15 protein-coding genes are annotated in these 18,005 nt (G+C 68.3%); 6 read left to right on the forward strand and 9 right to left on the reverse strand.

The window, feature by feature from the left end; all coding sequences use genetic code 11:
- The 3 genes from AC1DY5_RS04450 to AC1DY5_RS04460 all read left to right on the forward strand — a co-directional run.
- Nucleotides 1-1,288: aminotransferase family protein (locus AC1DY5_RS04450; protein ID WP_478108967.1), on the forward strand; the 1,288-nt coding region annotated here is incomplete at its 5' end.
- A gap of 33 nt (nt 1,289-1,321) precedes the next feature.
- A complete protein-coding gene (locus AC1DY5_RS04455) occupies nt 1,322-2,299 on the forward strand; it encodes a Bug family tripartite tricarboxylate transporter substrate binding protein (protein WP_478108970.1) in 978 nt (325 codons plus the stop codon).
- A gap of 18 nt (nt 2,300-2,317) precedes the next feature.
- Complete coding sequence (locus AC1DY5_RS04460; protein ID WP_478108972.1) at nt 2,318-4,615, forward strand: N,N-dimethylformamidase beta subunit family domain-containing protein; 2,298 nt, start codon at nt 2,318-2,320, stop codon at nt 4,613-4,615.
- Here the strand turns inward: AC1DY5_RS04460 and AC1DY5_RS04465 are convergent.
- Nucleotides 4,612-5,907 carry an aminotransferase class V-fold PLP-dependent enzyme gene (locus AC1DY5_RS04465; protein ID WP_478108974.1) on the reverse strand — a complete coding sequence of 432 codons (1,296 nt, stop codon included), beginning with the start codon at nt 5,905-5,907 and terminating at the stop codon, nt 4,612-4,614. The two genes, AC1DY5_RS04460 and AC1DY5_RS04465, sit on opposite strands and share 4 nt — an antisense overlap.
- A 166-nt stretch (nt 5,908-6,073) precedes the next feature.
- Between AC1DY5_RS04465 and AC1DY5_RS04470 the strand changes: the two genes are divergently transcribed.
- Complete coding sequence (locus tag AC1DY5_RS04470; RefSeq protein ID WP_478109028.1) at nt 6,074-6,973, forward strand: LysR family transcriptional regulator; 900 nt, start codon at nt 6,074-6,076, stop codon at nt 6,971-6,973.
- Nucleotides 6,974-6,998: 25 nt separating this feature from the next.
- Here AC1DY5_RS04470 and AC1DY5_RS04475 read toward each other — a convergent pair whose 3' ends face one another.
- Nucleotides 6,999-7,892 (reverse strand): amino acid ABC transporter substrate-binding protein, encoded by an 894-nt coding sequence (locus AC1DY5_RS04475; RefSeq protein ID WP_478108976.1) that lies wholly within the window; start codon nt 7,890-7,892, stop codon nt 6,999-7,001.
- Nucleotides 7,893-8,197: 305 nt separating this feature from the next.
- On the opposite strand from AC1DY5_RS04475, the gene AC1DY5_RS04480 reads away from it, so the two are divergent.
- Entirely contained in the window at nt 8,198-8,638 is a 441-nt protein-coding gene (locus tag AC1DY5_RS04480) for a hypothetical protein (protein WP_478108980.1), read from the forward strand.
- 21 nt (nt 8,639-8,659) lie between these two features.
- Here AC1DY5_RS04480 and AC1DY5_RS04485 read toward each other — a convergent pair whose 3' ends face one another.
- The 4 genes from AC1DY5_RS04485 to AC1DY5_RS04500 form a co-directional block, all read right to left on the reverse strand.
- Nucleotides 8,660-9,496 (reverse strand): hypothetical protein, encoded by an 837-nt coding sequence (locus tag AC1DY5_RS04485; protein WP_478108983.1) that lies wholly within the window; start codon nt 9,494-9,496, stop codon nt 8,660-8,662.
- Between the two features lie 146 nt (nt 9,497-9,642).
- Nucleotides 9,643-10,464 (reverse strand): alpha/beta fold hydrolase, encoded by an 822-nt coding sequence (locus AC1DY5_RS04490; protein WP_478108986.1) that lies wholly within the window; start codon nt 10,462-10,464, stop codon nt 9,643-9,645.
- Nucleotides 10,465-10,544: 80 nt separating this feature from the next.
- Nucleotides 10,545-12,644 carry an ATP-binding protein gene (locus AC1DY5_RS04495; protein ID WP_478108989.1) on the reverse strand — a complete coding sequence of 700 codons (2,100 nt, stop codon included), beginning with the start codon at nt 12,642-12,644 and terminating at the stop codon, nt 10,545-10,547.
- The gene (locus tag AC1DY5_RS04500; RefSeq protein WP_478108992.1) at nt 12,631-13,008 is read right to left on the reverse strand and encodes a response regulator; all 378 of its coding nucleotides are present in this window, start codon (nt 13,006-13,008) and stop codon (nt 12,631-12,633) included. The genes AC1DY5_RS04495 and AC1DY5_RS04500 overlap by 14 nt, the downstream gene beginning before the upstream one ends.
- A 159-nt stretch (nt 13,009-13,167) precedes the next feature.
- On the opposite strand from AC1DY5_RS04500, the gene AC1DY5_RS04505 reads away from it, so the two are divergent.
- Nucleotides 13,168-13,902, forward strand: coding sequence for a response regulator (locus AC1DY5_RS04505; protein ID WP_478108995.1), 735 nt, complete (start codon nt 13,168-13,170; stop codon nt 13,900-13,902).
- Nucleotides 13,903-13,908: 6 nt separating this feature from the next.
- On the opposite strand, the gene AC1DY5_RS04510 is transcribed toward AC1DY5_RS04505, so the two are convergent.
- The 3 genes from AC1DY5_RS04510 to AC1DY5_RS04520 all read right to left on the reverse strand — a co-directional run bounded on the left by AC1DY5_RS04510 (nt 13,909) and on the right by AC1DY5_RS04520 (nt 17,893).
- Nucleotides 13,909-14,697 (reverse strand): alpha/beta fold hydrolase, encoded by a 789-nt coding sequence (locus tag AC1DY5_RS04510; protein ID WP_478108997.1) that lies wholly within the window; start codon nt 14,695-14,697, stop codon nt 13,909-13,911.
- A gap of 14 nt (nt 14,698-14,711) precedes the next feature.
- A complete protein-coding gene (locus tag AC1DY5_RS04515; RefSeq protein ID WP_478108999.1) occupies nt 14,712-15,233 on the reverse strand; it encodes a Dps family protein in 522 nt (173 codons plus the stop codon).
- Between the two features lie 191 nt (nt 15,234-15,424).
- On the reverse strand, nt 15,425-17,893 hold the full coding sequence (locus tag AC1DY5_RS04520) for a PAS domain-containing protein (RefSeq protein ID WP_478109001.1): 2,469 nt from the start codon (nt 17,891-17,893) through the stop codon (nt 15,425-15,427).
- Between the last annotated feature and the right edge of the window lie 112 nt (nt 17,894-18,005).

The raw sequence follows: 18,005 nt of genomic DNA on the forward strand, positions 1-18,005 counted from the left end.
CGGGGAGGGCGTCTTCCTGTGGGATGGCGATGGCAGGCGCTACCTAGATGCGACCGCGGGTGCCGTGGTCGCCAACATCGGCCACGGCAATCCGCGGGTGCTGGCGGCGATGGCCGAACAGGCCGGCCGGGTGACCTTCGCCTACCCGCGATTCTTCGAGAGCGAGCACAGCATCGCGCTCGCCGATCGGGTCTGCGCACTGGCCGGAGAGGGCTTCGATCGCGCCTTCTTTGTCTCCGGCGGATCCGAGGCCAACGAGTCGGCGCTGAAGCTGGCGCGGCAGTACGCGGTGGTGAGCGGGCAGCCGCAGCGCGCCAAGGTGATCTCGCGCGAGCCCAGCTACCACGGCGCCACGCTGGGCGCGCTGGCGGTCACCGGCGATGCCCATACGCTCGGCATCTACGGGCCGATGGTGCGCGAGATGCCGAAGGTGCCGGCGCCCCAGAGCTACCGCCTGCCCGAAGGCCAGACGGTCGAATCGCAGGCGATGGCTTGCGCCGATGCGTTGGAGGAACGCATCGTGCGCGAAGGCCCCGACAGCGTGCTGGCCTTCATCCTCGAGCCGGTGGGCGGACTGTCGAGCGGCGCGGTGGTGTCGCCCGCGGCCTACTACCGGCGGGTGCGCGAGATCTGCGACCGCCACGGCATCCTCTTGATCTACGACGAGATCATGAGCGGCGCCGGACGCACCGGCGCCTTCCTGGCCGCGCACCACTTCGCCGACGCGCGGCCCGACATCGTGACGCTCGCCAAGGGCCTGGCGGCCGGCTACACGCCGCTCGGCGCGATGCTGGTGCCGAACCGCATCGTCGACGCGATCGCCGGCGCTGGCGGCTTCGTGCACGGCCACACCTACTTCACGAATCCGCTGTCCTGCGCGGTGGCCAACGCGGTGCTCGACGAGGTGGTGCGGCAGGACTTGGTGACGCAATCGCGCATCCGTGGCGAACAGCTCATGGCACGGCTGGAGGCGATCGCCGAGCGTTCGCCGATCGTCGGCGACGTGCGCGGCAAGGGGCTGCTGACGGCGATCGAGATCGTCGCCGACAAGCAGACGAAGCGCCAGCTACCGACCGACTTCAACGCCCCCGCGCGGCTCACCCAGCACGGCCTTCGGCGCGGGATTGCGCTCTACAACCGGCGCGCCAACCTCGGCGCCTACGGCGACATGCAGCTGATCACGCCGCCGCTGACCATCACCGAGGCCGAGGTCGACCTGCTGGCCGAACTGCTCGAAGCCTCGCTGCGCGACCTGGCGGACGAGATCGCGCGCACCCCGTCGAGCTGAAACCCTTTGTTCACTTCCCGCGAAAAGGCTCCGATGAAACTCCCCGCACTCGTGAAGATCGCGCTCGCCAGCGCCTCGCTCTGCGTCGCCGCTGCCGCGCCGGCCCAGGTCCCGACCCAAAAAGGGCCGCTGAAGCTGATCGTCGGCTATCCCGCCGGCGGCTCGGCCGACGTGCAGGCACGCACGCTGGCGGACAAGCTCGCGGCGGAACTCGGCGTGGCCGTGGTGGTCGACAACCGTACCGGCGCCGGCGGCCAGATCGCGGCCGACTACGTGCGCGCCGCGGCACCGGACGGCCTCACGGTGCTGCTCGCCAACATGCACATGATGGTAATGCTGCCGCTGACCTCGAAGTCGGTGCGCTACGACCCGATGAAGGACTTCAAGGCGGTAGGTCGCATTGCCAGCTTCTACGAGGGCATCGCGGTGCCGGCCGAACTGCCCGCGAGCAGCGTGCAGCAGTGGCTGGACATCGCGCGCAAGGACAGCGCCAAGGCCAGCTACGGCGTGCCGGCGCCGGGCAGCGTGGCGCAGTTCATGGGCTATCGGCTCGGCACCGAAGCCAAGGTGCCGCTGGTGGCGGCGCCCTACCGCGGCGCCGCGCCGCTGGTGCAGGACCTGCTGGGCAACCAGATCGCCGCGGGCATCACCCCGATCGCCGACCTGGTGGCCTACCAGCAGAGCGGCAAGCTCAAGGTGCTGGCGGTCAACGGGGCCAGGCGCGCGCAGCTCCTGCCCGACGTGCCGACGCTGAAGGAACTGGGCCAGCCCCATTTCGACAACCTCGAATGGACCGGCTTGTTCGTGCCGGCTGGCACGCCCAAGGCCACGGTCGAGCAGCTGCATGCGGCGCTCGACAAGGTGCTCGGGAACAAGGAAGTGCAAGAGCGACTGCTCAAGCTCAGCAGCGAGCCGAGCCCGAGCACCCCCGAGGAACTCGCCAAGCTGATCGCCGACGACCTGCAGCGCTGGGGGCCGGTGATCAAGGCCTCTGGCTTCACTTCCGACTAGGCATCGCTGCGGATCTCCATGTCGACCGAGACCACGCCGATCCCGGCGCATCGGCCGCTGCACCTGCCCGGGGTGCACGGCTATGCGGATTGCAAGAGCCTGCACGCGGGCGAGACGCTGAGCTTCCATGTCAGCAGCGACCGCCCCTACCGGATGAGCGTCTGCCGTCTCGGGCATGACATCGAGCGGCGCAGCGACGACGCCGTGCTGCATCGCTTCGAGCCGACACCGGCAAGGGTGCAGGCGATCCATCCGGGCTCCTACGTGCACGTGGCGAAGGGGCTGGCCGCCGACGCTGCGCTGGCCGGCCTGAGCCTCGAATGCTGGGTCAAGCCTTGGACCGTGGCGACGCGGCAGGCGCTGGTCGGCCAGTTCGACACTCCCTCGCGCTGCGGCTTCGGGCTTTTCATCGCAGCGGGCGGGGCGCTTTGCCTGTACCTCGGCGATGGCGGCGCCTTCCGCGCCGACGCGCAGCAGGCGTACGGGCGCCTGGTGGCCCGCCGATGGCAGCATGTGGCCGCCACCTGGGACGGCCGCATGGCGCGCCTGTGGATCGATGGCGCCGAGGTCGGCTGCTGGCCGGCGGCCTTGCCGGTGCGCCCCGGCGCCGCGCCGCTGCGCCTCGGTGCCAGCGGCGTCGACGGGCTGGCCAGTGTGTTCCTCGAGGCCGACCTGGTCATGCCCGCGATCCACGATCGCGCCCTGTCGGCGGACGAAGTGCGCGAGCGCGTGGCGCAGCGCGGCCTGCAGGCCGCGACCGGCCGTTCGGTGCTGGCCTGCTGGCCGCTGCGCGAAGAGCGCGGCGATCGCGTGGCCGATTGCAGCGGCCACCAGCGCACCGGCCGCATCGTCAACCACGCCACCTGGATGATCGCCGGACCGGCCTTCGAGCCCTCGAAAGTGCCCGAGCACGAGGGCGGCGGCTATGACCCCCTGCACGATCCCACGCGCGGCCATGGCCTGCGTCTCGCGGGCGACGATCTCTATGACTGCCGTTGGGAAGCGACCCAGCGCTGGCAGGTTCCCCTCGATGCCCGGCCCGGCATCTACGTCGGCCGGCTGCATTTCGAGTTCGAGGGCCGCGAAGCCGACTACGACATCAGCTTCATCGTGAAGCGCGCGCTGCAGGCGACGCCGGCGCCGGTCCTGGTGCTGTGCGCGGTGAACAGCTGGATCGCCTATGCCGCGACGCCGTTCGCGAAAAACGTGGTGGACGACCCGGTCTGGCCGCGCCGCTCAGTCGGGCTGGAAAACTGCCACCCCGAGGCGCCCGCCTACAACAGCTACACCTTCCACCGCGCCGGCCAGCCCTGCTACCAGGTCGGCCTTCGCATGCCCTGGCCCAACGCCAGTCCGAATGCCCTGTACGACCCCGCGGACAGCGGCTTCAGCCAGTGGACGCGGCTGGAGCGCCATCTGCACGTCTGGCTGGAGCAGCAGGGCTACGACTGGGACATCGCCAGCGACATCGACCTGCACCGCGACCCCGCCATGCTGGCGCGCTATCGGACCGTGGTCGTCAACGGCCATAGCGAATACTGGTCGCTTCCCGCGGCGGACGGGCTGGACGACTACCTGCGGCGGGGCGGCAGCGCGATCGTGCTGTCTGGAAACACCATGTACCTGCGGGTCAGCTACGACGAGGATTGCACCGTCATGGAGCAGCGCAAGGTCAACGGCCCGGACCATGACGAGAGCGTGCCTTCGGTCGGACCGCCGGCCGGGCGCTTCGGGGAGCAGTACCACAGCCAGGACTGGGCCCGCGGCGGCCGCCTCAAGTCATCGGGGCGTCCCGCGGCGGAGGTCATCGGGCTCGAGACCGCGGGCTGGGCCTTTGCCGACGCCGGCGACTTCGGCGTCTACCACGTGCACGCACCAGAGCACTTTCTGTTCCAGGGGCCGCAGCCACTGGGCCTGGCGAAGGGCGACACCTTCGGCCATGGGCCCGGAGGCTCGCTGCCGCGCGCGATCGGCCACGAGTGGGACCTGAGCGTCGCGACGCTCGCGCGCATGACGCGCCAGGTGCCCGCGGGGGCTTCGTTGCCGGAGCCGCCCGGCGGCATGACCGTGATCGCACAGGGAATTCGTGAGCGGCCCGGCACGCTGGATGCGTACCTCGACTACTTCTCGAATGTCACCGAGTCGCTGGGCGGCCTGTCGRCCGAGATGATCTACTGGGAGCGACCTCAGGGAGGGCGCGTGTTCCATGCCGGGGCCGTGGGTGCGTCCTGGGTGGTGGGCAGCGACCCGGTGTTCGGGAAGCTGCTGCACAACGTGCTGCATCACTTCGGAGTCCGGCCGAGCCTCGCTCGCTAGCGTGCCGCCACGGCCGCGAAGCTCTGGCTGATCTCACGCGTGATCCGCAGGAAGCGGTCGATGTCGGCGGCGGAGTGGCAGTGCAGCGGCGATACGCGAATGGCGCCTTCGAGACCGAACGAGTCCAGCATCCGCTTCGAATACAGGCTGGTGGCGACGCGTTCGTAGACGATGACGCCGCGCTTCTCGTACTCCCGGACCGCCTGGGAATGCTCGAGATTCTCGATGCCGATCGCGAGGATCAGGTCGCGCTTCGTCAAGTCCTCGAAGTCCAGGAAGACCGTCACGCCGTCCATCTCGCGCAGCCCCTGGACCGCATCGCCGCCGTTCAGGAGGCGTTCGAGCAAGGCGCGCTCGTGGCGCTCGATCTTCTCGATGCCGCAGGCGAACAGGGTGCGTCGATCGTCGCTCTCGATGAACCGGCTCCCGAGCCAGCAGACATAGTTGGCGATCTCGGTGACGACCGCAAATTGCCAGGGCGCCGCGCTTCCGAGGTCCCAGAAGTCCCCCTTCTTGCCCGCCAGCTTGTGATGGGGCAGCGTCGATGCCCGCTCCGACAGCCAGGACATGCCGGACCCCCGGCAGCCGAAGAACTTGTAGGGCGCGATGTTGATGCCGTCGACCGGCGTCTGCTGCAGATCGATCAGGCCGTGTGGTGCGTGCTGCACGGCATCGACGACGATGAACAGGTCCGGCTTGATCTTGCGCGCCTGCTTGACGATCTCGTGCAGGTCCAGCTTGGCGCCCGAGATGTTTGATGCGTAGATCACGCTCAGCAGCGCCGTGTCGGGGTCGACCAGGCCGACGATCGCCTCGACGTCGACGCCGCCCGTGACGGGGTTGGACGGCGCCACCCGGAGCGCCTTGCCCGTGCGCTCGGCATACAGCGAAATGGCGTCGAAGGAGGAGGGATGTTCGAGCACCGTGGTCACCGTGTTCGTGCCCGGAACGTTCTCGGCGATGGCACGCACCATGTCGAACATCGCGCCCGACGCGGTGAGCGACGCATACACGCTGCCCCCTTTCGCATTCAGGATCGTGCGCAGGTCGTCCGTCCCCCTGGCCTGGACGCCCTGCAGGTAGGCGGCCAGTTCGTGGATCCGCTCGGGGCAGTCGGGGATCGCATCGATTCGAGCGAACTGGTCGACCGCCGCCTTGAGGCGGAAGGAGCCCCCGGCGTTGTCGAAGAACAGGCGTTCGCGCCCGGAGATGTCGCGATCGACGTAGTGGAAGCGGTCCTTGATCTGCGCCATCAGCGCGTCGGAGAAAAGCTCGCCGGCAGGGGAAGTCATGGGGATCCTGGTGAAGGTCGACGTCGGATTCGGCGCGCGAAGGTCACGCGACCGATCGGGAATGGCTGAATTCTCGAATGCGAATGACATTTCCAAAAGCGATATTTTTGGATAGTATTCGGCGAAAAAAAGTGTTCCTTCATTTGATTGGAGCGGCCCCGCCGTGATGACGTTCAAGCAGCTCGAGGCCCTCTACTGGATCGGTGAGCTCGGCAGCTTCGCCCTGGCCGCCCAGAAGCTCCACACCTCCCAGTCGGCGGTCTCCAAGCGGGTGCAGGAACTCGAGACGGTCTTCGACACCGCGCTGTTTGACCGCACTCTGCGCTCCGCCCGCCTGACCGACAAGGGCGAGGAGATGTTCATGCTGGCGAAGAACCTGCTGGACCAGCGCAATGCCGCCATCGAGCAGTTCAGCCGGGTCGATGTGATCGAGCGCCGAGTGCGCATCGGCGTGACCGAGCTCACGGCCATGACCTGGCTGCCGCGGTGGGTCGAACTGATCCAGGTGCACTACCCCAAGGTGACGCTCGAACCCGACGTCGACAGCAGCGTCAATCTGCGCGAGAAGGTTCTGACCGATGAGCTCGACCTGATCATCGTGCCCGATGCGTTCTCGGACACGCGCATTCCGACCAAGGCCATCGGGCGGGTCGAGAGCGCATGGATGTGCAAGCCGGGCCTGGTGGAGGTCGGCAAGCCGATGCGCCTGCACGAACTCGCGCGCCATCAGCTGCTGCTCCAGGGCGCGAAATCCGGCACGGGCCTGCTCTATGACAGCTGGATGAAGGACCTGGGCGTCCAGCCCTCCAGGCCCATCGTCATCCACAACTTGGTGGCGCTGATCGGACTCACGATCTCCGGCCTCGGGGTGAGCTACCTGCCCAGGGACGCGGTCAGCCAGATGCTGAAGGACGGCTCCCTGGTCGAGATCGACGTCACGCCGGCGCTGCCTCCCGTGACCTATGTGGCCATGTACAAGGGTGAGCATCGCAGCTCGCTGCTGGCCTCGGTCATCATGCTGGCGCAAGAGTCCTGCGACTTCACGCGGATGTTCCAGGCCGGATAGCGCGCGCGTCGTGGACGCGGCCGGGTCAGACGCCCTTGTTGTTGGGGTTCTTGTAGATTTCCTTGATGGCGTCGGTCATCGGGAAATTCAGGTTCGCGTTGGTCGGCGGGATCGGCTTGGTGAACCAGCGGGCGTAGATCTCGTTGATCGCGCCCGAAGTCATGAGTTCGATCACCGTCTTGTCGACCAGCTCCTTGAACTGCGGATCGTCCTTGCGGTACATGATTCCGTAGGGCTCGTGGCRCAGCGACTCCTGCATCAGGATCTTGAAGTCAGCGGGGTTCGGCGCGGTCGCGATCAGGCCTGCGAGCTGCACATCGTCGAGGATGTAGGCCACGGTCCGGTCGGAGGCGAGCAGCAGGAAGCCGTCCGCGGTGTCCTTGGCGGCGAGCTCCTCGACCTCGATGTTGCCGGTCTWGCGGTAGCCGCGCAGCAGCTGGACGCCGGTGCTGCCGGAGACCGTTGAGACCTTCTTGCCGTTCAGTTCGGTCAGCGACTGGATGCCGGAGCTCTTCTTCACCGCGGCGGTGATGTTGGTGACGAAATGGCTGGGTGCGAATGCGACCTGCTGCTGGCGCTGGACCGTGTTGGTCGTGGTGGCACAGTCGAGGTCCACGGTGCCGTTGGTCAACAAGGGAATCCGGTTGGTGGACGTGAGGATCGTGTAGCGCACTTCGAGATTCGGCATGCCGAGCTTCGCCTTGACGGCGTCGACGATCTTCAGGCAGATGTCGTTCGTGAAGCCCACGGGGTCGCCGCCGCCGTTCGGCTTGTAGGAGAACGGAACCTGGCTGTCGCGCCCGCCGATGTTGATGCTGCCGCTCGCCTTGATCTWGCTCAGGGTGTCGGATTGAGCCATGGCGGCGGAACTCAGCAAGGCGGCAGCCAGACCGAGCGCCAACGGAAGGAGATGTTTCATTTGGGGCCTTTGAACGAGTGAACTTTGCGCCTCCCGCGGCCGGTGATCGGAGACCGGGGGCAAGACATGGCGCTCATTCTGGAAGCAAGCAGGCTATTCAAAAAGCGATTTAATTTCGTCGAAAGTCAGTCGAAAAAGTGATCGATTGCGGGTTCGACCCGAGTTCGAGACGGTCGCCCCCGCCATTGCCCTACGCCGCCTGCCTCCGCAGGCCGACAGCCTGTGTAGAGTCGTGAATCGACAGTGGACCCAAGGGCGGCGCGGTGCCGCCTCTGTCTTTGCAGCAGAAAGAAAGGGACTTGGCCATGGAATCCGAAAACGTGAAGACCCCCGCACAACTGGCGGAGGAAGCCCGGCAGGCCGGGCGCGACGCGGTCGATGCCGCGCAAGGCTATGCGGCGGAGGCGCGGCGCGTCGGGGCCGATGCCGTGCAATCGATCCGTCCCGCTATCGAGGACGCCAAGGCCACCGGGCGTGAAGGCCTGGACACGGTCAAGGGCCTCGCGAACGACGCCAGGGACATCGCCGGTGACGTTGCCCAGACCGGTCGCGCCTATGCCAGGGATGCGGTCAATGCGGCCGGCAGGAAGCTGCACGAAGCCGAGGGCCAGTTGCAGCGCGCCCGGGACGCCTGCACRCAATACATCGCCGACGAGCCCGTGAAAGCGACGCTGATCTCGGCCGCGGCGGGAGCGGTGCTGGCCACGCTGGCTATGTCGCTGCTGCGCGGCCGCGGTCGCGACTGAGGTCAGGAAGGGGCGGCGCCGCTATCTCGGCGCGAGCATCAGGGCACTGGTCTGCACGGCGGGGCCGGGTAGGGACGCGGCGTCGACCTGCAGCAGGGGCGGCTGGACGCGACAGTTGCCGAACTCGCAGCGGATCGACAGATCGTTGCCTTCGGAACATCGCACCTGGTGGGTTTCGAAGCCGGCGCCTTTCTCGACCAGGATGGCGCGCGGGGTCGCGCTGCAGTTCATCGCCGTGGCGAGTTTCTCGGCCCCGTAGGTGTCGCGGCCGGTGCTCCGGGCCCCGGGCCGGAGCAGCTGGCTGGCGCTGACGTTGAAGTTGGCCCGATAGTACCGCGCGAGGTCGTTCGCCGGCAGCACGACGAGGCTGGCGGCGACGGCAGGCCCGAGCCGCCTGGCGAAGGTGCCGGCGAGCGGGCCGTCCGTGCTGTCCCTGCGGTCGTAGATCCGCTCCTCGCCGGCCACCAGCGTGATCCACTCCGGATAGGCATAGGCTGCGCCCGACAGCTGATCGACGGTGGCGCTGATCACGCCACCCACCACCAGGCTCAGCAGGCCCATGTCTGCGCGCGAGATGACCTTGGCACTGGCCACGACCCGGCCCTGGGAGATGCAGTCGATCTGCAAGTCGTCGATCGAACGCCGCACCGTGAGCTTGGGGGCCGACGGCGCTGCCGCGGCGCCGCCGGTCGGCCGGCATTCCAGCACGTCGATGGACTTGCCTTCTGACGAGACCGCATGGACCTGGATGTCCTGCTGAGTGCCGCGCACCACCAGCGCGCAGCCCGACACGGCCGCCAGCACCAAAGCGCCCATGAGGGCGCCTCGGAACGTGGCGAAGATGGGCTGGGATGTCATCCGGCTTGCAGTCCTTCAACATCGACCGTCGGGCGGGCCATTGTGACGACCCGGGGGCGAAACGCATAGGCAGCCGAATTACTTACATCGACCCGGCGGCTTCGTCGAGTCTGCTCGCACCCTGAGTGCCGTCGGGTCGTCGGTGCTCAAGCCCTGGCGAAGGCCAGCAACTCGGCGCTGACCTCGTCCTTGCGTGTCGTGCACATGCCGTGCGGCGCTCCCTTGAAGATCTTCAGGATGGCGCCCTTCACGAGCTTGGCCGAGAGCAGGGCCGAGTCGGCGATCGGCACGATCTGGTCGTCGTCGCCGTGCAGAATCAAGGTCGGTACGTCGAACTCCTTCAGGTCTTCGGTCAGGTCGGTCTCCGAGAAGGCCTTGACGCAGAAGTACGAGGCCGGCATGCCGGCGGCCATGCCCTGGAGCCAGAACGATTCGCGCACGCCTTCGGACACCTTGGCGCCCGGCCGGTTGTAGCCGTAGAAGGGCAGGCTCAAGTCCTTCCAGAACTGCGAGCGGTCGACCAGCACGCCGGCGCGGATCTGGTCGAAGGCCTCGAGCGGCGTGCCGCCCGGGTTGGCTTCGGTCTTGAGCATCAGCGGCGGCACGGCGCCGATCAGCACCGCCTTGGCGACGCGCCCGGTGCCGTGGCGCCCGATGTAGCGCGCGACCTCCCCGCCGCCGGTCGAGTGGCCGACGTGGATCGCGTCCTTCAAGTCGAGCTGTTGCACCAGCGCCGCCAGGTCGTCGGCATAGGTGTCCATGTCGTTGCCCTGCCAGGGCTGGCTGGAGCGCCCGTGGCCGCGGCGGTCGTGGGCGATGCAGCGGAACCCTTGCGAGGCCAGGAAGAACATCTGGTCTTCGAAGGCGTCGGAGGACAGGGGCCAGCCGTGGCTGAAGACGATCGGCTGGCCGCTGCCCCAGTCCTTGTAGTAGATGCGGGTGCCGTCGGGAGTGGTGATGGTGCTCATGGTGCTTCCTTTGGTTGAGTGGAGCCTCCAATGTCGGCCTCGCCCGTTGCGCCCAGATTGCGGTCCCGCGGCAGGTGGTTTCAGCTGCAACGGAGCGTTCGCGCCAGGGTGTCGGCCAGCTCCTGGAGGCCGAGCGGCTTGCGCAGCAGCGCCACCACGCCGGCGTCGCGCGCCCGCTGCTCGAGCGCCGAGCCGACGTTGCCGCTGACCAGGATCACCGGCAGCGCGGGGCGAAGCGCCAGCAGCCGGCGGGTCAGCTCGCTGCCCGCGAGGCCCGGCAGCATCTCGTCGGTGAGCACGGCGTCGAAGCGCTGCGGGTCGGCCAGAAAGGCCTCGAGTGCCCGCTCGCTCGAATCGAAGCCGACCGGCTCGTAGCCCAGTTCGGCCAGCAGTTCCTCGGCCAGCTCGACCAGCGGTTGCTCGTCGTCGACCACCATCACGACCTGGCCGTTGCCGCGCGGCCAGGTCGGGTCGGCCCGCTGCGGCGCGATTTCGGATTCGCCCGACACCGGCAGCCAGACCGTGACCCGGGTGCCGCGCCCGGTTTCGGTCGCGATGTCGATCGCGCCGCCGAGATCGGTCACGATGCCATGGACCATCGAGAGGCCCAGCCCGGTGCCTTCGCCGACCTTCTTGGTCGTGAAGAAGGGGTCGAAGGCGCGCTGAAGCACGTCGGCCGACATGCCGCGGCCATCGTCGGACACCCCCAGCCGGACATAGGCACCCGCAGCGAGCTCGCCGTGCAGCAGCGGCTTCGGCGCGTCGGACTGCACGCGCTCCAGCCGGACCTCGATGGTGCCGGCGTCGCCGATCGCCTGGGCCGCATTGGTGCACAGGTTCATGACCACCTGGTAGAGCTGGGTGCCATCCCCCAGCACGGCGGCCGTGCCGGTCTCGAGCTTCGCTTCGAAGCGGATCGCCTCGGGCAACGTGGGCCTGAGCATCGCGATGGCTTCCTCGGTCACCGCCTGGATGTTGACCGGGACACGGTCGGCCACGCCGCTGCGGCTGAAGTCCAGGATGCGGCGCACCAGCACCCGCGCCCGCGCGCCGGCCTGCATCACGCGGTCGATGTAGCGCCGCATGTCGCTGCCCGGCTCGGCATGCTGCTGGGCCATCTCGCCGAAGCCGAGGATGGCGCCGAGGATGTTGTTGAAGTCGTGGGCGATGCCGCCCGCCAGGGTGCCGAGCGACTCCAGCCGCTCGGCCTTCTGCAGCCGGGCCTCAAGCGCCGCCTTCTCGGCTTCGCCGGCCTCCAGCCGCCGCAGCTGGCGCAGCAGGCCCGCGATGGTCAGCACCACCAGGGCGGTCAGCAGCAGGGTGCGGATGATGGCGCTGCGCATCTCGTCGTGCCAGGGCCGCAGGGCATGGTCCTCGTCGCGCGTGATGGTTAGCGTCAGCGGCCTCTTGCCGACGCCTACGGCCGCGACCAGCTTGACCCGGCCGTCGACCGGGCTGACCGAGCGATCGATCAGCGGTGCGGCCTTGAAGGCCGTCAGTTCGGGGTAGCGCCGGTTGACGTCAAGGCCGGTCGCCTCGGGCTGCCGCACCACGAGCGTGCCGTCGTCGAGCGTCAGGATCAGCGCGCCGCCTTCCCCGAGTTCGATCGCCGAATAGGCGGCCTGGATCTCCTGCAGTGTGACGATGGCCGTGACCACGCCGTCGAAGCTGCCGTCCGGCTTGTCGAGCCGGCGCGACACCACCAGCGCCGGCAGCCGCTCGGTGCGCGTGACGACGGGTTCGTTGATGTAGAGGCCGCCCGAGGCGCGCTCGCGCTGGCTCTGGAAATAGGGCCGGTCGGAGACATCGGCCAGCGGCTCCCCGGTGACCCGGGAGCGATGGCGCTGCATGCCCTGGGCATCGACCAGGGTCAGCACGCTGACCTGCGACACCCCGACCACGCGCGACGCCAGGGCGTCGGCAATGGCGTCGGGAGGCAGCGCGCGGCCGGTCGTCTCCCACCATTCGCTGGTGTCGCGCAGCAGCACGTCCACGGCCTGCAGGGTCCTGGCGCCTTGCTCGGCCAACGCCTTGGCCAGGTTGCCGATCTCGCGCTCGTTCGCCAGCATGATCTGCTGGTGCAGGCGCCAGCCGTCGTAGACCGCCGCGCCGGCGAAGGCCGCGACCAGGACGACGCCCGCGGCGATGATCCGTTGCCTCAGGCGGTCACCCGATGTCATGCGCTTGGAGCGTGGCCGCCACGGCACCGAGGAGTTCTTCCCTGCTGCAGGGCTTGGCCAGCAGCCGGCTGACGCCGAGCGCGCGGGTGGGGTCGGAATCGCTGCCCAGGCTGCGTCCGAGCCGAGTCGAGATGCCGATCACCGAGGCATGCGGATACGCGGCATGCACGGCCTGCACGGCGTCGGTGGTTTCGGGGCCGCGGCAGCGCGGGTGCGGCAGGTCGAGGACGATCAGATCGATGGTGTCGTCGGCCGTGGCCTGGTGCCGCGGCAGCGAGCGAACCTCGTGTCCCTCGCCGGCCAGCCATTCGGAGATCAGCACGCGCATCGCGCTATCTTCCTCGATAACCAAGATCTTCGACATGAATCCGTCCTTGTGCATTGACGGGGCCGTGCAGAGTGCCCCTGGGACCGATTGGCGCAGATGCGGGTGCCGGCGGGATGTCAGATCCGGGTCGATCGGTTTCACTTGTAACCTGCCGGTAGGCTCTCGTAGGATCGATTGAAGTACGCTTCGATCGCCATGAACACCGCCTCACCCCACATCCTCGTCGTCGATGACGATCCGGCCTTGCGCGAGCTGATCTCGGCTTATCTGGCCGAGAACGAATTTCAGGTCAGCGCCGTGGCCAGCGGCGCCGAGATGAACGCGATCCTCCAGGAAAACGTGATCGACCTGGTCCTGCTCGACCTCCGGCTGGGCGGCGAGGATGGCATGCAGCTGGCGCGCACGCTGCGCGACACCAGCGAGGTTCCGGTCATCATCGTCACGGGCAAGCAGGACGAGGCCGATCGCGTGATGGGCCTGGAGATTGCGGCCGACGACTATGTCACCAAGCCCTTCAGCAACCGCGAGATGTTGGCGCGGATCCGGGCGGTGCTGCGCCGCTACCAGGCCCGGGCCGACGCCGTGCCGCTCGGCCGCAGCACCAAGCGCCGCGCCTATCGCTTCGCGGGCTGGGAGCTCAACCTGCTGGCGCGCCGGCTGACCTCGCCCGAGGGGCAGCGCGTCGAACTCAGCAACGGGGAGTTCAACCTGCTGCTGGCGCTGTGCGAGCAGCCGCAGCGCGTGCTGTCGCGCGACCAACTGCTCGAGATGTCGCGGCTGCACGGGGCCGAGGTGTACGACCGCTCGATCGACGTCCAGATCCTGCGGCTGCGGCGCAAGATCGAGGTCGATGCCTCGGCGCCGAAGATGATCCGCACGGAGCGCGGCGCCGGCTACGTGTTCGAGCCGCAGGTGCAGGTACTGCACTGAGCCGGATCAGTCCGCCGCGGCGTCGAGGATCAGGTCGGTGATCTCGTCCGGATGCGAGATCAGGGCCAGGTGGCTCGACGGCAGCTCGATGGTCCTGGCATTCATGCGCTTGGCCAGGAAGCGCTCGAGATCCGGGTCGATCGTGCGGTCGTTGCTCGAGACCTGGTACCAGGACGGCTTGCTGCGCCAGGCCGCGACGGTCGTGCGGCCGTTGAACAAGGTCGATGCCACGCGGCCCTGCACGGCGTAGAGCACGCGTGCCCTGACCGGGTCGATGTCGCCCGCGAAGTCACGCAGGAAGGCCTCCTCGCTCAATTGCGCAAAGCCGCCCGCGCTGACCAGGCCCGCACTGGCCGGGGGCTTGGGAAACTTAGTGGCCAAGGCGCCGAAGTCCTCGCCGGCATCGGGTGCCCGGGCCGAGACGTAGACCAGCGCCGATACCTTCTCATGGACTCCCGCTTCGCTGATGACCATGCCGGCCCACGAATGGCCGACCAGCACGGTCGGGCCGTCCTGCAGCGCGAGGATGCGGCGCGTCGCCTGAACGTCGTCATCGAGCGAGGTCAGCGGGTTCTGCACCGCCGTGGCGCGCAGGCCTGCCGCCTGCAGGCGGGCGATCACCTCGGTCCAGCAGGAGCCGTCGGCATAGGCGCCGTGCACCAGAACCACATTGCGAACGCGCACGTTGGCGGCGCTGCGCCGAGGCGGGGAGGCGGTCTGTGCCATCGAAGTCGCAGTGAGCAGCGAAGCGCCCGCGCCTGCCACCATGAGGGAGAAATCACGTCGGTTGAACATCAAAACTCTCCTCTTCAGGCGCTGCGCCCGGTCTCGAACAGGAACCAGGCGCGCCGCTCGGCCTCGTCGATCCAGTTCTCCAGCAGGCTCGCCGTGGCGATGTCGCCGTGCGCGTCGCACAAGGCGTGGGTGGAGCGCATGAAGTCGACCAGGCGCAGATTGTCCTGGCGCAGCTCGGCCAGCATGTCGGCGGGCGTCACGAAGGGCGCATCGTTGTCCGACAGGCGCTGATGGCGCGAGATTTCGCCGATCGAGCGCAGGGTGCTGCCGCCGAGCTTGCGGGCGCGCTCGGCGATCGGGTCGGTGGTGGCGAAGATCTCGTCCGACTGTTCGTCGAGCATCAGGTGGTAGTCGCGGAAGTGCGGGCCGGACATGTGCCAGTGGAAGTTCTTGGTCTTGAGATACAGCGCGAAGCTGTCCGCCAGCAAGGTCGCGAGGCCGGCGCCGATGTCGCGCCGGGCTTCGGCGCCGAGTGCCGTCGGGGTGCGTAGCGGCGCCTGGCGGCGCGCGAGGGTGGGATCGAGGGTCGTGGTCATGGCAGGCTCCTGGCCGGTTGCATCGGGGTTGAAGGTGAACCGCCGACGGATGCGCAGCCGGTGGTCCATGGCAGGACTTTGAGGCGCGGCGATTGCCGGGACATTGCAGGGGCGCACGGCCGGCTTCAGCTGAAGCCGACCGGTGTTGCGGATGAAACCAGGGCGGTTCGCGCAGCCCTGGGCGAGGCGCATCAGCGCGCGGTCATGGCCCGCACCCTGTTCACCAGCGCGGTGACCTCGAAGGGCTTGGTCATCACTTCCATCCCGGGCTCCAGATGGCCGTTGCCGACGGCGGCGTTCTCGGCATAGCCGGTGATGAACAGCACCTTGAGCCCGGGCCGCATGACCCGCGCCGCATCGGCGACCTGGCGGCCGTTCATGCCGCCCGGCAAGCCGACGTCGCTGACCAGCAGGTCGATGCGGCGGGCTGACTCGAAGATACGCATGCCGGCGCGCCCGTCCTCGGCGGCGATGACCTGGTAGCCGGCCTCGTGGAGCACTTCGGTGATCAGCAGCCGGATGGTGGCCTCGTCCTCGATCACGAGCACGGTCTCGCCGCCGCCTCGCTCCATCGCTTCCCGGTTGCCGGCGATGTCGTCCTCGCCGCCTTCCCCGATATGCCTCGGGAGGTAGAGGCCCATCGTGGTGCCGTGACCGTGCCTCGACCGGATGCGGACCTGGCCGCCCGATTGCCGCACGAAGCCGTAGACCATCGACAGCCCTAGGCCGGTGCCCCGGCCCAGCGGCTTGGTGGTGTAGAAGGGATCGAAGGCGCGCGCCATGACCTCGGTTGACATGCCGACCCCGGTGTCGGTGACGCACAGCGAGATGTACTGGCCGGCCGGAAGCTCGCGTTCCGCGGCGGCCCGGTCGTCGAACGATTCGTTGGTGGTCGCGATGGTCAGTCGGCCGCCGTCCGGCATGGCGTCGCGGGCATTGATGCAGAGGTTCAGCAGGGAGTTCTCGAGCTGGGACGCATCGACCCGGGTCAGCCAGAGACCGCCGGCGCCGATCACCTCGAGCGCAATGGCCGGGCCCACCGTGCGCCGGATCAGCTCTTCCATGCCGCCGACCAGGCGGTTGATGTCGGTCGGCTTCGGGTCCAGCGTCTGTCGCCGCGAGAAGGCCAGCAGTCGCTGCGTCAGGGCGGCGGCGCGGCGCACCGAGTCCTGTCCCATGCCGATGTAGCGCTCGACGCCATCGAGCCTGCCCTTGGCCAGTCGCGCCTCGAGCACCTGGAGGCTGGTGCTGATGCCGCCGAGCAGGTTGTTGAAATCGTGTGCGATGCCGCCCGTGAGCTGCCCGACGGCTTCCATCTTCTGCGATTGGCGCAGCGCTTCCTGGGCCAGGGCGAGCTCCAGTTGGGCTTCCTTCTCGGCCGTGATGTCGCGGCCGCTGCAGTAGTACTTGCCCTCCTCGGGCACGCCGATCCACGACAGCCAGCGGTAGGAACCGTCCTTGCAGCGGTAGCGGTTGACGAAGTTCAGTACCGGCGTTCCGCCGAGCAACTGCGCGAAGCCCAGGCGCGTGGCCTCGCGGTCGTCCGGGTGCAGCAGCTCGAAGATCGGGGTGCCAGCGACTTCTTCCTCCGACCAGCCGAGCACCGACTGCCACGCCGGATTGGAGGTCTCGAACAGGCCGTCGCCGTTGAGGACGCCGAGGAGGTCCGAAGTCAGCGCCCAGAACAGGCCGCGTTCGCGCGAGCGTTCGATCACCTGGCGCTCCAGGTCGGCGTTGAGGGCCAGCAGTTGTTCTTCGGTCCGCCTCAGCGCATGGACCGATTCGGTTCGGTCGGTGACATCGACGCCTTGCACGAAGATGCCGGCGACGCAGTTGTCCGCGTTGCGGATCGGCTGGAACACGAAGTCGAGGTAGCGCTCGCTGACCGGGCCGCCGGGCTCGGCCTGGACCGCGTACTTGGCGCTGGTGGCCGAGTGGGCTTCGCCGCTGGCGTAGACCTGGTCCAGCAGCGCCAGGTAGCCTTGCGCGGCGGCGTCGGGGAGGGCTTCGGCGAGGGTCCGCCCGAGCACGGGCCGATGGTCGACCAGGCGCATGTAGCCCGGATTGGCGAGCTCGATCCGGTGTTCGGGACCGCGCAGCATGGCCATGAAGCTCGGCGCCTGCTCGAAGAGCTGCGCCAGGCGCTCGCGCTCGCTGCTCAAGCGTCGCTCGGCCATCACCTTCGCGGTGGTCTCGACGACCACCGCCATCACGCCCGCAGGCCGCCCGGCCTCGTCGAGCAGTGGCGAGTAGTCGAGGTTCATCCAGACCTGCTCGGCGCGACCGTTGCGGTGCAGCGTGAGTTCCTGGTCCTCGTAGTTGAGCGTTCCGCCTGCCAGCCCGACCGTCATGACGTTGTCGTTGAAGTCGGCGACCTCGTCCCAGCCTTCGCGAACGTTGGAGCCGAGCAGGTCGGGGTGCCTTCTGCCCGCGAAGACCGCGTAGGCGTCGTTGTAGACCATCACGCCGGCCTCGCCCCACAGCATCACGATCGGGACCTTCGAGCGCAGCATCAGCGCCGTGGCGTTCTTCACGTAGGGTGGCCAGCCGGCGATCGGGCCGAGGGAGGTCCGGCCCCAGTCGAGCTCCGCGATCAACACGCCGAGCCGGCCGCCGCCCGTCAGGAACGGCCAGGCAATCTCTTCGTTGCCGCTGCGCATCTATGCTCTTCCTTGGATCGATCCTGCCGGTGCGGCAGGGGCGAGAGYCCGGATGCTAGCGCACCACGCGGCGGTTCAGGTGCGCTTGCCCTCCTTTCGGGCCTCCTCGAGC

The organism is Variovorax sp. P4_D9 (assembly GCF_056401695.1).